This is a genomic window from Brevundimonas vesicularis, assembly GCF_900445985.1.
Lineage (GTDB): Bacteria > Pseudomonadota > Alphaproteobacteria > Caulobacterales > Caulobacteraceae > Brevundimonas > Brevundimonas vesicularis_D.
Genome location: NZ_UAQP01000005.1, coordinates 536,642 through 549,309 on the forward strand (window position 1 = coordinate 536,642; position 12,668 = coordinate 549,309).

At 65.9% G+C, this 12,668-nt stretch carries 12 protein-coding genes; 5 read left to right on the forward strand and 7 right to left on the reverse strand.

The window, feature by feature from the left end:
- The first annotated feature begins 2 nt into the window (after nucleotides 1–2).
- The 3 genes from DT343_RS02735 (at nucleotide 3) to DT343_RS02745 (ending at nucleotide 2,564) form a co-directional block, all read left to right on the forward strand.
- Nucleotides 3–941: an MlaD family protein gene (locus DT343_RS02735; RefSeq protein ID WP_039246448.1), complete on the forward strand. Its 939-nt coding sequence runs from the start codon at nucleotides 3–5 to the stop codon at nucleotides 939–941.
- On the forward strand, nucleotides 938–1,588 hold the full coding sequence (locus tag DT343_RS02740; RefSeq protein WP_066551978.1) for an ABC-type transport auxiliary lipoprotein family protein: 651 nt from the start codon (nucleotides 938–940) through the stop codon (nucleotides 1,586–1,588). The genes DT343_RS02735 and DT343_RS02740 overlap by 4 nt, the downstream gene beginning before the upstream one ends.
- A 94-nt stretch (nucleotides 1,589–1,682) precedes the next feature.
- The gene (locus DT343_RS02745; RefSeq protein WP_112861657.1) at nucleotides 1,683–2,564 is read left to right on the forward strand and encodes a hypothetical protein; all 882 of its coding nucleotides are present in this window, start codon (nucleotides 1,683–1,685) and stop codon (nucleotides 2,562–2,564) included.
- A gap of 19 nt (nucleotides 2,565–2,583) precedes the next feature.
- On the opposite strand, the gene uvrA is transcribed toward DT343_RS02745, so the two are convergent.
- From uvrA to DT343_RS02760, 3 genes are all read right to left on the reverse strand, one after another.
- Nucleotides 2,584–5,529 carry an excinuclease ABC subunit UvrA gene (gene uvrA, locus DT343_RS02750; RefSeq protein ID WP_112861658.1) on the reverse strand — a complete coding sequence of 982 codons (2,946 nt, stop codon included), beginning with the start codon at nucleotides 5,527–5,529 and terminating at the stop codon, nucleotides 2,584–2,586.
- 110 nt (nucleotides 5,530–5,639) lie between these two features.
- Entirely contained in the window at nucleotides 5,640–6,134 is a 495-nt protein-coding gene (locus tag DT343_RS02755; protein ID WP_112861659.1) for a group III truncated hemoglobin, read from the reverse strand.
- A gap of 25 nt (nucleotides 6,135–6,159) precedes the next feature.
- The gene (locus DT343_RS02760) at nucleotides 6,160–6,594 is read right to left on the reverse strand and encodes a hypothetical protein (protein WP_112861660.1); all 435 of its coding nucleotides are present in this window, start codon (nucleotides 6,592–6,594) and stop codon (nucleotides 6,160–6,162) included.
- 175 nt (nucleotides 6,595–6,769) lie between these two features.
- Here DT343_RS02760 and DT343_RS02765 point away from each other — a divergent pair, with 175 nt between their 5' ends.
- Nucleotides 6,770–8,380, forward strand: coding sequence for an ABC-F family ATP-binding cassette domain-containing protein (locus DT343_RS02765; RefSeq protein WP_112861661.1), 1,611 nt, complete (start codon nucleotides 6,770–6,772; stop codon nucleotides 8,378–8,380).
- Nucleotides 8,381–8,393: 13 nt separating this feature from the next.
- Here the strand turns inward: DT343_RS02765 and DT343_RS02770 are convergent, their stop codons facing one another.
- The 4 genes from DT343_RS02770 to DT343_RS02785 form a co-directional block, all read right to left on the reverse strand.
- A complete protein-coding gene (locus tag DT343_RS02770; RefSeq protein ID WP_112861662.1) occupies nucleotides 8,394–9,971 on the reverse strand; it encodes an EAL domain-containing protein in 1,578 nt (525 codons plus the stop codon).
- Nucleotides 9,972–10,061: 90 nt separating this feature from the next.
- Complete coding sequence (locus tag DT343_RS02775; protein WP_112861663.1) at nucleotides 10,062–10,499, reverse strand: flagellar basal-body protein FlbY; 438 nt, start codon at nucleotides 10,497–10,499, stop codon at nucleotides 10,062–10,064.
- Entirely contained in the window at nucleotides 10,496–10,798 is a 303-nt protein-coding gene (locus tag DT343_RS02780; protein WP_066623075.1) for a rod-binding protein, read from the reverse strand. Before DT343_RS02780 ends, DT343_RS02775 begins: the two co-directional genes overlap by 4 nt.
- A gap of 2 nt (nucleotides 10,799–10,800) precedes the next feature.
- Entirely contained in the window at nucleotides 10,801–11,922 is a 1,122-nt protein-coding gene (locus DT343_RS02785; protein WP_112861664.1) for a flagellar basal body P-ring protein FlgI, read from the reverse strand.
- 183 nt (nucleotides 11,923–12,105) lie between these two features.
- On the opposite strand from DT343_RS02785, the gene DT343_RS02790 reads away from it, so the two are divergent.
- The gene (locus DT343_RS02790) at nucleotides 12,106–12,531 is read left to right on the forward strand and encodes a flagellar assembly protein FliX (protein WP_112861665.1); all 426 of its coding nucleotides are present in this window, start codon (nucleotides 12,106–12,108) and stop codon (nucleotides 12,529–12,531) included.
- The last annotated feature ends 137 nt before the right edge of the window (nucleotides 12,532–12,668 follow it).

Sequence of the window (12,668 nt, forward strand, 5' to 3'; positions counted from 1 at the left end):
TCATGGAAAGAGACGCACATTACGCCGCCGTCGGCATCGCCACCGTCGCCCTTCTGGCGGCCCTGGCGGTGTTCACCATCTGGCTGGCCCGGCTGCAGTTCAACAGCGACTACGACATGTACGACATCGTCTTCTATGGGCCGGTGAACGGCCTGTCCGAAGGCGGCGAGGTGCATTTCAACGGCATCCGCGTCGGCGAGGTCACCGACCTGAACATCGACACCAAGCGCGGCGACCAGGTCATCGCCCGTGTCCGCGTGGACGGCACGACGCCGGTGCGCGTGACCTCGCGCGCGCAGCTGGAGCCGCAAGGCATCACCGGTCTGAACTACATCCAGATCACCGCCGGCTCGCCCAACAGCGCCCTGTTGAAAGAGCAGTATCCGGACAATGTCGTGCCCGTGCTGCAAAGCCAGCCGTCGCCGATCGCCGAACTGTTGAGTGGTTCGGGCACGGTGCTGGCCCAGACCGTGGATGCGCTGAACCGGATCAACCGCGTCATGTCCGACGACAATATCCGCAGCTTCTCCACCAGCGTGAAGAACGTCGAGGCCCTGACGACCGAACTGGAAGCCCGCAAGGCCATCTTCCAGCAGCTGGAAGAGGCCGTGACCAACGCCAACGCGGCGGTGAAGGAATATCAGGCCCTGGCCGTAGACACGCGTCAGATCATCAATACGGACGGCCGCCAGGCCATCGCCAACATCAACTCGGCGACGGCGGAGGCCCGCACGGCGATCGCCTCGGCCAACCGTTCGATCACGGGTCTGGAGCGTCCGCTGGGTGACTTTGCGACGACCAGCCTGCCGCAGCTGACCGGCACGATCGAAGAACTGCAGGACGCCACTCGGTCACTGCAATCCCTGATCGACGATGTCCGCGCCAGCCCGCGCGACTTCATCGGTCGTCCCAAATCCAAAGAGCTGGAGGTGCAGCCGTGATCCTTCGTCCTGTCCTTCGACTGGCGGCGTCCGCCGCTGTCCTGACCGCGCTGAGCGGATGCGCGCTGCTGTCCTCGCCGGACCCGGTGCAGAACTATCGGTTCGGCCTGCCGATGGCCGCGCCGTCGGCGGTGGGCGACACGCCTGCGCCTCTAACGGTCTCGATCCGCCGTATCGAGTTCCCGCAGGCGACCGGCGACGACAAGATCCTGGGCGTCACGGGGCTAGAGACGGCCTACATCGGCGGCGCACGCTGGGTGTCGCCGGCCTCGACCCTGTTCGACGACAGCCTCAAGGCGGCCTTCGCCAACCGAGCCGATCGCATTCGCGTGCTGGGTCGTCGCGAACCGGGAACGCCGCCGCTGATCCTGCAAGTCACGGTCACGACGTTCGAGGCGCGATACGCCGCGCCGGGCGCCGTGCCGGATGTCGTCGTGACCGCGCGGGCGCAGCTGCGCTCCACCCCGGAACGGCGCGCGGGCGGCGGGACCATCCGTCCCGAGGAAGGGCGCTCGGTCGAGCGGGTGTTCACCGTGACCCAACCTGCCGGCGACAACCGCGTGTCCGCCATCGTTGCAGCCTTCGACACGGCGACCCGCGACATCAACACCCAGATCGCGGACTGGACGATCGCCTCCGCGAACTGAGGCGATGAAACGCAGGATGCCATGACGGCGGCGGTGCGGGACGTAGGCTTGCGTATGCGCTAGGGTGCGCCGCGAATCTGCTCCCGGAGTTGTCATGAGTTTTTCCGCCACCGACGCGGCCTTCGAAGGCTTTCGGGTCGTTCGTCGGCATCCGATTGTCGCGGTCGCTTGGGGCTTGGTGTATTTGGCCGTCTATATCGCCATGTTCGGCCTTGGCGCCGACAAGTGGGCCAGCCTGATGGCCGCGGGTGAAGCGCTGGAACAGTCGGCCAACCCGTCGATGGCGGAGTTTCAGGCACTGGGTCAGACCTATGCCGGAGCCCTGATCTGGGCCGCGCCCATCGGCCTGCTGGTCGGCGCGGTGCTGAGCGCGGCGGTGGCGCGCTCGGTCTTGCGGCCAGACGAGTCGTCGTGGGGCTATCTGCGCCTCGGCATGGATGAGGTCCGTGTTCTGGCGGTCAGTCTGATCGTCAGCCTGGCTATCGGTCTGTCGTCGGGCGTCGGCACGATGGTGGTCGGCGCGGCCATCGGTTTCGGTGCGGCGTCGGGTCAGGCGCTGCTGATTTTGGCTGGCGTGCTCCTGATCTTCGCCGTCTTCGCCCTGATCGTCTGGCTGGCGATCAAGCTCAGCCTTGCGGTGGCGATGACGATCGATCGCCGCAAGATCACCATCGTGGAATCGTTCGCCGCCACCAAGGGGCATTTCTGGTCGCTGCTCGGCATGGCCGTGATTGCCATCGTCATGTACTTTATCGTCAGCATCTTGGGGATGATAATCGGCGCTGCGGCGGATTTGGCTACCGGCGGCATCCAGACCTTGGCCCGTTTCGATGGGGAAAGCCTGGGTCAGATCCTGATGCAGGCCTGGCCAGCGATCCTGGTGTCCTCGATCGTCAGCGCTTTCATCGCGGCGCTTCAATTCGCAGTGCTTTATGCGCCGTTCGCAGCGGCCTGGGCGGCGCTGAAGCCGCGCTAAGGAAAAAAGTGGCGTCGGCTCAAGCCGACGCCTTCACCCTTTTCTTCTTTGCCGGAGCATCAAGGGAACCGCCCAGGGCCGCCACGCGCGCCTTGCGGCGGTCCTCGTGCCGATCCAGCATCTCCTTGAGGTATTTGCCGGTCCAGCTTGCCTTGTTGTCCGCGACCTGTTCGGGCGTGCCCACCGCGACGATTTCGCCGCCGCCGTCACCGCCCTCGGGACCGAAGTCGAGCAGATAGTCGGCGACCTTGATGACATCGAGATTGTGCTCGATCACCACGATGGTGTTGCCGGCCTCGACCAGTTCCTGCAGCACCTCGAGCAGCTTGCGCGTATCCTCGAAGTGCAGGCCGGTCGTCGGCTCGTCGAGGATGTAGAGGGTGCGGCCCGTTGCGCGTTTCGACAGTTCCTTGGACAGTTTGACCCGTTGGGCCTCGCCGCCCGACAGGGTGGTCGCCGGCTGGCCGACCTTCACGTAGCCCAGGCCCACGCGTTCCAGCGTCAGCATCTTGTCACGGATCGGGGGCACGGCCTTGAAGAAGCTGGCGGCCTCTTCCACCGTCATGTCCAGTACGTCCGAAATGGACTTGCCCTTGAACACAATCTCCAGCGTCTCGCGGTTGTAGCGTTTGCCCTTGCAGACGTCGCAGGTGACATAGACGTCGGGCAGGAAGTGCATCTCGATCTTGATGACGCCGTCGCCTTGGCAGGCTTCGCAGCGCCCGCCCTTGACGTTGAAGCTGAATCGGCCGGGGCCGTAGCCGCGCGCCTTGGATTCCGGCAGGCCGGCGTACCAGTCGCGAATGGGCCCGAAGGCGCCCGTGTAGGTCGCGGGGTTCGAGCGCGGCGTGCGGCCGATGGGCGACTGGTCGATGTCGATGACCTTGTCGAAATGCTCCAGGCCTTCGATCCGGTCGAACGGGGCAGGGGCTTCCGATGCATTATTCAGCCGACGCGCGGCGGCCTTGTACAGGGTCTCGATGGTGAAGGTGGACTTGCCGCCGCCCGAGACGCCGGTGATGCAGGTGAAGACGCCGACCGGGATTTCGCCCGTGACGCTCTTCAGATTGTTGCCGCTGGCGCCGCTGATTTTCAGCATCCGCTTGCGGTTGATGGGGCGGCGACCCTCGGCGGGGATTTCGATCTCGCGCTCGCCAGTCAGGTATTTGCCGGTCAGGGACTTGGGGTTGGCCATGACCTGGGCCGGCGTGCCCTCGGCGCAGACCTGGCCGCCATGAACCCCGGCGGCCGGGCCCATGTCGATGACATAGTCCGCGGTCAGGATGGCTTCTTCGTCATGCTCGACCACGAGGACCGAGTTGCCGAGGTCGCGTAGGCCCTTCAGGCTTTCCAGCAGGCGGGTGTTGTCGCGCTGGTGCAGGCCGATGGACGGCTCGTCCAGCACATAGAGGACGCCGGTAAGACCCGAGCCGATCTGCGACGCCAGGCGGATGCGCTGGCTCTCGCCGCCCGACAGGGTGCCGGAGGATCGCGACAGGTTCAGGTAGTCCAGGCCGACGTTGTTCAGGAACCGCAGACGGTCGCAGATTTCCTTCAGGATGCGCCGGGCGATCTCCATCTGCTTTTCGGTCAGGTTCTCTTCCAGAGTCGAGAACCACAGATAGGCCTTGGAGATCGACAGGGTGGAGATGTCGGAGATGTCCTCGCCGCCGACCTTGACCGCCAGGGCCTCGGGCTTCAGCCGCTTGCCGTGGCACGCGTCGCAGGGCGTCTCGGACTGATAGCGGGCCAGTTCCTCGCGCACCCAGGCGCTGTCAGTCTCGCGCCAGCGGCGTTCCAGGTTCGGCAGCACGCCCTCGAACGGCTTGGAGACCTCGTATTTGCGGGCATTGTCGTCATAGACGAACTTGATCTTTTCCGATCCCGTGCCGTGCAGGATGGCCTTGTGCGCCTGGGCGGGCAGATCCCGCCACGGCTTGTCCATTGAGAAGCCGTAGTGGAGGCTCAGCGACTGCAGCGTCTGGGTGTAGAGCGGCGACGGCCCACGCGCCCACGGCGCCACGGCGCCCTTGTGCAGGGTCTTGTCGCGGTCCGGGATCACCAGATCGGCATCAAAGGCCAGCTTGACCCCCAGGCCATCGCAGACCGGGCAGGCGCCGAAGGGGTTGTTGAACGAGAATAGTCGCGGTTCGATCTCGCTGATCGTGAAGCCCGACACCGGGCACGCGAACCGTTCGGAAAACAGGATGGAGCGGGGCGCCGTCTCGCCCTCGGCGGTCGAGGCCCATTCGGCGTTGGCGATGCCGTCGGCCAGACCCAGCGCCGTCTGTAGACTGTCGGCGTAGCGGGCTTCCTGATCCGGCTTGGTGACGATCCGGTCCACGACGATGTCGATGTCGTGTTTGAACTTCTTGTCCAGCGTCGGGGCTTCATCGATAGGATAGAATTGCCCGTCGATCTTCAGCCGCTGGAAGCCCTGGCGCTGCCACTCGGCGACTTCTTTCTTGTACTCGCCCTTGCGGCCGCGAACGACGGGGGCGAGCAGCAGGATGCGTTCGCCGTCAGGCAGGGCGACCAGTTTGTCGACCATCTGGCTGACGGTCTGGCTCTCGATAGGTAGGCCGGTCGCCGGCGAGTAGGGCACGCCGACCCGCGCCCACAGCAGGCGCATATAGTCGTGGATTTCCGTCACCGTGCCGACGGTCGAGCGCGGATTCTTGGACGTTGTCTTCTGTTCGATGGAGATGGCCGGGGACAGGCCTTCGATCAGATCCACGTCCGGCTTGCCCATCAACTCCAGGAATTGGCGGGCATAGGCCGACAGGCTCTCGACATAGCGCCGCTGGCCTTCGGCATAGATGGTGTCGAACGCCAGCGAGGATTTGCCCGACCCCGACAGGCCGGTCATCACCACCAGCTGCTCACGCGGAATGTCGAGATCCACACCCTTGAGGTTATGCTCGCGGGCGCCGCGAACGCGGATGAAGTTGTGCTTTTCGGTCATGCTGTCCGGAGAACGCGGAGGAGGGCCGGCGGGTCCGGCGCGACATCGCTATATGGGGACGAATTGCGTGATTGAAGCAAGAACAATGTAGGAACATTGCGGCTGACGCATCATTCGGGCGTCCACGATTGCGTGGGGCGCAAGAAACGCTCGCCCTTGGCCAGAAGTACGCCGCTGGCGTTGGCGACACCCAGTTCAAGGCTTTCGGCGATGCGGCGGGCGCGTTCTATGAAGTGGTCGGCGGCAATGGGCGGGCACAGGGCACGCGCAGTTTCGGCGAACAGCGCCAGCCAGCGATCAAAATGCCGCGCATCGATGGGAAGGGGCAGGTGTTTCGGCATCGGGCGGCCCTGATAGACGCCGGTGGACAGGACGACCGACGACCAGAACAGCTTCATCTGCGCCAAGTGCGGCGCCCAGTCGGTGATCCGGTCCGCGAAGATCGGGCCGATCAGGGCGTCGTCGCGGACGCGGGCGTAGAAGCCTTCGACCAGGGCGTCGATCATGGCTTCGTCTATGCCCGTTTCGTCCCGCAGGCGCTGGACGGCGGCCTCGCGCCGCGCGGCGGCGCCGGCGGGGTCGTCAATGCGGAAACGGGTTTGCATGACGGCTGGTCTAGCCGTGGCAGGCCTATTGGTCGAGGAAGTCGCCAGCGTTGAACGACAGGACGCAAACCGCATCGTCGCCTGTCGCATCGGTCGAGCAGTAGTCAACGCCGAACAGATCGGCCTGCACCTTGGCGGTCGAGCGGAAGGTGCGTCCGTCACGCTGGAACACCGATCCGATCTTGTCGCTCCAAGGTGCGAGCGCGGCGGCGAAGGCGGTGGCGGGCTCGCCGGTGCAGGTGAACAGCAAAAGCTCTGTTCCATCCCCATCGTCAGTGCGCCGATAAGCTCCCGCAGCGGCGGCCTGATGCAGACATGACGCATACAGATGCGCGTGTCGTGTCGGCGCCTGCGTCGGGACGGCGGCGTAGTTCGGCGTTGACAAAGGCGCATCCGGCGCTGTCGCGCAGGCGGCTGATGTCAGGGTGGCGACGATGGCGAGGGTGATGACGGGCTTCATGGATGTCTCCTGAAAGAGAAGCTTCTCACGCGGCCGTGTTCGACGCCAGACTTGCGCATTGCGGGATTACGACCCATCCTCCTTGTTCTGACGCGTTTTGCAGAAGGTTTGACGATCATGATCATCGCATTGGCCACCGGTTCCGCCCTGTCCGCCATGCTGCTTGTGATCCTCAATGCCAACCAGCCCAAGCCGAAACGCGTCCCCGTCCGCACTCGCGACACTCGACAAGGTCGCCGCTAAGACGCCGGACGGCGCCACATTATTCGACAATCTGAGCCTCACGGTAGGGCCTGAGCGAACCGGCATCGTCGGTCGCAATGGCGCGGGCAAGAGCACGCTGCTGCGCCTGATCTCGGGCGACGCCGCGCCGGCTGAAGGGGCTGTCGCGCAAACCGGAACGATCGGCGTCCTGGATCAGCGCTATGAGCCAGCGCCTGATGAAACCGTCGCTCAAACCCTCGGCGTCGGAGCGGCGCTGGCTGTCCTGGCGCGGGTTTTGGCGGGGCAAGGAACGGCTGAAGATCTCGCCGAGGCCGACTGGACGCTGGAGACGCGTCTGGACGAGGCCTTGCGAGACGTCGGGCTGCCTGACCTCAATCGCGAACGCCTGACCTCAAGTCTTAGTGGGGGCGAGCAGACGCGGTTGCGCCTTGCGGGATTGAGGCTGGCCCGGCCCGATTTGATCCTGCTGGACGAGCCGACCAATCATCTGGATGCGCAAGCGCGGGCGCTGGTCGCCGATGTCATCGCGCGTTGGGACGGCGGGGTCGTGGTGGTCAGCCATGATCGCAACCTGTTGCGCCGCATGGACCGAATCCTTGAGGTGTCGAGCTTGGGTGTCGCCAGCTACGGCGGCGGCTATGACGCCTATGTCGAGCGAAAGGCGCTGGAACGCGAGGCGGCGACGCGGGATCTGGCCGAAGCTCAACGCGACCTGGCGCGTGTCGGCGTCGAGGCCCAGCAGCGCGCGGAGGCCCAGTCGCGCCGCGACGCCGCCGGCCGTCGCAAGGCCGCCAAGGGCGATATGCCGAAAATCCTGCTAGGCGCACGGGCCGAGCGCGCTGAAAACACGGGCGGGCGCGGCGGCTTGCTGGCCGAACGTCAGGCCGCGGCCGCGCAGGACGCCTTGGCCTCAGCCCAAGCGCGCGTGGAGCGGACTCCGACGCTGGCGATCTCGATGCCGACAACTGGCCTGCCAACGGGACGGACGGTGCTGGCGCTGGATCGAGCCGGCTGGGTGACCCCTGAAGGGCGGACGATCGTGGGGCCGGTCGATTTGAATCTGGTCGGGCCGGAACGGGTCGCGATCACGGGACCGAACGGCGCGGGCAAGACGACCCTGCTGCGGCTGATCACCGGCGATCTGCAACCGACGACGGGGACCGTCGATCGGCCTGTGCGTGCGGTGCTGCTGGATCAGGAGGTCAAGATCCTGAGCCCGGACGAAACGCTGGTCGAGGCCTGGCTGCGGCTCAATCCGCAAGGGACGGTCAATGACGCCCAGGCGGCACTGGCGCGGTTCCTGTTTCGCAACACGGCGGCGCAGCGCCGGGTCGGCGACCTGTCAGGCGGGGAGCGGCTGAGGGCGGGTCTGGCCTGCGTCATGACGGGCGCGACGCCGCCGCAGTTGCTGGTGTTGGATGAGCCGACCAACCATCTCGACCTGGACGCCATCGCGGCGGTCGAAGAGGCGCTGGGCGCCTATGACGGCGCCTTGATCGTGGTGAGCCACGACGTGGATTTTCTGGATGCGCTGAAGCTCACGCGCATGATCGAGTTTTGACGGCTGTCGCTGGTCAGCCCCAGGCTTCGACGGCCCCCTTGCGGCGGACGAGCGAGGGATTGGACAGTTGCGTGCGCGGTTCGGCCTCTGCACGGCCGAACAGCCAACCCTGGCCATAGTCGACGCCTGCCGCCTTGAGTTCGGTCGCGACGCCGTCGGTCTCGATCATTTCGGCGATGGTTTCCAGCTTCATGGAGCGGCACATCTCGACAATGCTGTGCAGCATGGCCTTGGATCGCTGATCGGTCTCGATGTCGCGCACGATGGCCCCGTCGATCTTGACCGAGTCCACGGACAGTCGACGCAAATAATCAAGAGCGGCAGCGCCTGCGCCAAAGTCGTCGATGCAAACCTTGATGCCCGCTTCGCGCAATGCGGCCAGACGGCGATCCGCGGCCTCGATGTCGGAGACGGCGGAGGTTTCAGTCACCTCGACCATCAGGCGGCGCCGTTCATCGGGCGCGGTGGCGGTCATGCGCAGCAGTTGTTCGACATAGTTGTCGTCGCCGAGCGAAGCGCCCGAGACGTTGATCGCCATCTTCAGCAGACCCGCGCCGGGCTGGCGCATACGCTTCAAGACCTTCTCCGCCACGGCGAGATCGAAGGACTCGATCATGTCCAACTCCTCCGCCATGCGGATGGCGTCGGCGGGACCGCTGTTGCCGTTGAAGCGGGTCAGGGCCTCAAAATGATGGACGGCGCGAGAATCCAGATGGACGATGGGCTGATAGTGGACCTGGAATTCACGCGATTTGACCACGCTGCGGAAGGTCTCGGCGTCGCGGAATGTGCGCTTCAGGGAGTCCGCGAAGGCGATCTGCGGATTGGCGAGACCGTCGCCCCTCAGGCAGCCCTCAATGGCGAACCGCATGGCGCGCAGCACGCACAAGGTGTCTGACCCCGGCGGGACCGGCGAGCTGACGGCTTCGGCTTCGAGAGCAAGACCTTCGGCGCGCCCCACTTCCACGATCTCGGCGGCGATGTCGCGGCGGTCGTTGGCTGGGCGCAACAGGGCATAGCGGACGCCGGTGACCTGCGACGCGCTCGATCCCTCGACGGCGGCGGATTGCAGTGTTGCCTCGATGCGGCGGTTGAGACGGTCGGCGGCGTCGCCGGTGACATTCTCCAACCCGGTAATGTCGAGGAAGGACAGGGCCAGGTCGGCATTGGACTCCAGCACGCGCCCGGCGTCGGCTAGGAAATCTTCCGGTTCCAGAAGCGGTCGGGTCTCCAGATCCTCCAGCGCAAAGGCCGGGCCTTCGTAGGAGATGGCGCAGGAGACGGCCGGCGCCGTCTGCGGCAGCACGAAGGCGCGGAACGAGGCGCGACGCACGCGATTAGGCCCGGCAGACACCAGGACTGACGTCGCCGGAATGCGCACCCCGGGCTTCATGTCTTGCAAAGCCGCCAGAGTGGAGGCGCCGTCGTGCAGCAGATCGAGCAGGGGACGGCCGGTCCAGGTTGCGCCCGCGTCCTCGCCGGCCACGGCGCCCGCGCCGATCGCAAAGGCGACCACGCCCTTCGGGTCCACCTCCACCAGCGTGTCGGCGGAAGCGAAGGCCAGGCCTAGGAGGCGGGTGGTCAGCGTCATGAGCCCATGCTGGCACGCAGTCGCTTAAAAAATAGGCAATGACCCTTAGGACGCGAACCGTGATCTGCGAACGGTCTGGGGCCTTCCTGTTCAGGCCATGCGGTTCAGGGCGACGGCGCGTCCGTCGCCCAGCGAGGCGCGGCCGTCGGCGGCATAGGCGGAGGCGGGTGTGCGGGCAGCGGTGACCTCCGCCGCGATGGCGCGGACCAGACCCTCGGAGATTTGACGCGCGGCGTCGACGGCGCGGCTGTGTCGCGTCAGGGCCGCGTCGAACTCACGCGTTGCGTCGATCAGGGTCTTTCGATCTTCGAGCGGAGCGCCGCTCAGCAACGCCGGATTGGCCTTCACATGGGCGGAATCGCGACGATAGAGATTGGCCATCTCCTGGGTTTCCGACAGACCGGCCGCCACATCCTGAGGACGGCCATCGGCGAAGGCGGCCGTTTCGGCCTTCAGGCGCTCGGTCAGGCGCAAGGTCAAGGTCGTCAGCTGACGAACCCGCGCCTGGGCCAGTTCGGTGTCGCTCATTGCCGGCCCTCCTGCATCTTCAGCATTTCGGCCATCACGGTGTTGCTCAGGCCGATGCCGCCTGCCTTCACCGTGGACTTGGCCATTTCGTCCAGCATGAAGCTGCGCCACGTCGCCTCGCCCTGGCCGCCGCCGAACAGGCCGTCGGTCGACAGGCCTTCGAACATCGGCTTCAGCATCTGGGAAATGAAGGTGGCCTCGAAGGCCTTGGCGGTTTCCGCGATCTTGTCGCGGTTCACTGCCGTGGGCGCGGCCGCGGCGGGGCGCAACAGGTCGGCGGAGACGGTCAGGTCAGTCATGCTCACATCACCTCGATGTCGGCCTGCAGGGCGCCGGCGGCCTTGATGGCCTGCAGGATGCTGATCATGTCGCGCGGGCTGACACCCAGGGCGTTCAGGCCGTTGACCAAGGTGGACAGGTTTGCCCCGCCGCCGACCAGCCGCATCTGGGTGCCCAGATCCTCTTCGACGTTCACCTGGGTCGAGGGCACGACGGCGGTCTGGCCCCGGCTGAAGGGCGCCGGCTGACTAACCTGTGGCTGCTCGTCCACTGAAATAGTCAGATTGCCTTGGGCGATGGCGACGCGGGAGATGCGCACGGCGTCGCCCATGACGATGACGCCGTTGACCTCGTCGATGATGACCTTGGCGGGGGTGTCGACGCTGACGGCCAGGTTTTCGATCCGGCTGATGAAGCCCGCCATGCCCAGTTCACCAGGCGCGCGCAGGGCGACGACCGTGCCGTTCTCGGCCAAAGCCGACCCGGGATAGGCGGCGTTGACGACGGCGGCGACGCGCTGGGCGGTGGTGAAGTCGGGGTTGCGCAGGTTCAGGCGCACCTCGTTCATATTGGCCATCTGGAAGCCGGTCTCGCGCTCGACCAGGGCGCCCGAGGCGATGCGGCCGGCGGTCGGCACGCCGCGCGTCACCGACGACCCCGAACCGCCCGACGCCGAGACGGCCCCGGTCTGGACCGAGCCTTGCGCCACCGCGTAGACCTGACCGTCCGCGCCTTGCAGGCTGGTGACAACCAGCGAACCGCCCAGCAAGCTCTTGGCGTCGCACATGGAGGCGACCGACACGTCGATGCGCGATCCGGGCGTGGCGAAGGCTGGCAGGTCGGCCGTGACCATGACGGCGGCCATATTCTTGGTGTTGGCGTTGGCGCCGCGAATGTTGACGCCCAGCCGCTCGGTCATGCCTTCCAGCGATTGGCGGGTGAAGGGGCAGTTGCGTAAGGAGTCGCCCGTGCCGTTCAGCCCCATGACCATGCCGTAGCCGACCAACTGGTTGCCGCGCACGCCCTCGACGGCGGCGATGTCCTTGATGCGCGACTGCGACTGGGCCAGCGCCGAGGTCGCGCTGCCAGCGACGACGAGCGTCGCGGCGACGGAGGCGATCAGGCGGGCAAGCAGATTTTGCATCGGTCAGGCGTCCACGCAACGTTACGCCGCCACCTGTGCGAGGATCGTGCCGGAGAATTAAAGAAGTGAATTCAATGTTGGTCGAGCTTTGACGGGCAGAGAAGCGGCAGGATTTGCCGGGGCGTTAACCAAACAGTCATCGCCGCCCGTCATCCATGGTTTCATGACGCGGAGCACCTGCACATGAAGGTTGTCGGCCCCAACGGCGTCAGCACGCCTGCCAGCACACGTTCGACGCGATCCGCCAGCGGCTTCTCGCTGGGGCAGGCCGCGGCTGCGTCCGCGCCTGCTGCAACGACCGCCAGCGCAGCAACGGGCGGGGTCTCTGACGTCTCGGCCCTGATGGCCCTTCAAGGGGTCGAGGGGCCGCTGGAGAAGCGCCGTCGTGCGATCCGGCGCGGCAGCGGTCTTCTGGATCGCCTTGACGAAATCAAGCTGGCCCTGCTGAACGGCGACGCCGACGAGGGGGCTCTGGATCGACTGGCGCGGAGCCTGCGCGAAGAGCGCGCCGCCGACGACGACAAGGACCTAGGCGCCTTGCTGGATCAGATCGACCTGCGCGCTTCAGTCGAACTGGCGAAGGCCGAAATGCGCCGCAACCGCCCCTGATACGAAATAATCGTCTGACATCAGGCGGCTAAGCTTCGCTAGTGAGTGACTTTTGCCACTGTCAGGCGGTGAGTCGCCCTATTTCCATCACGGAATCGAGAACCGCGTTGCCGCGACTCGACGGGCTGATTATACGG

Excerpts from the sequence above, each read along its gene's own strand:
- DT343_RS02755 (WP_112861659.1), bottom strand. The coding sequence starts at position 6,134 with ATGCAAACCCGTTTCCGCATTGACGACCCCGCCGGCGCCGCCGCGCGG.
- DT343_RS02790 (WP_112861665.1), top strand. The coding sequence starts at position 12,106 with ATGAAGGTTGTCGGCCCCAACGGCGTCAGCACGCCTGCCAGCACACGT.
- DT343_RS02765 (WP_112861661.1), top strand. The coding sequence starts at position 6,770 with ATGCCAACCAGCCCAAGCCGAAACGCGTCCCCGTCCGCACTCGCGACA.
- DT343_RS02735 (WP_039246448.1), top strand. The coding sequence starts at position 3 with ATGGAAAGAGACGCACATTACGCCGCCGTCGGCATCGCCACCGTCGCC.
- uvrA (WP_112861658.1), bottom strand. The coding sequence starts at position 5,529 with ATGACCGAAAAGCACAACTTCATCCGCGTTCGCGGCGCCCGCGAGCAT.
- DT343_RS02760 (WP_112861660.1), bottom strand. The coding sequence starts at position 6,594 with ATGAAGCCCGTCATCACCCTCGCCATCGTCGCCACCCTGACATCAGCC.
- DT343_RS02775 (WP_112861663.1), bottom strand. The coding sequence starts at position 10,499 with ATGAGCGACACCGAACTGGCCCAGGCGCGGGTTCGTCAGCTGACGACC.
- DT343_RS02770 (WP_112861662.1), bottom strand. The coding sequence starts at position 9,971 with ATGACGCTGACCACCCGCCTCCTAGGCCTGGCCTTCGCTTCCGCCGAC.
- DT343_RS02745 (WP_112861657.1), top strand. The coding sequence starts at position 1,683 with ATGAGTTTTTCCGCCACCGACGCGGCCTTCGAAGGCTTTCGGGTCGTT.
- DT343_RS02780 (WP_066623075.1), bottom strand. The coding sequence starts at position 10,798 with ATGACTGACCTGACCGTCTCCGCCGACCTGTTGCGCCCCGCCGCGGCC.
- DT343_RS02785 (WP_112861664.1), bottom strand. The coding sequence starts at position 11,922 with ATGCAAAATCTGCTTGCCCGCCTGATCGCCTCCGTCGCCGCGACGCTC.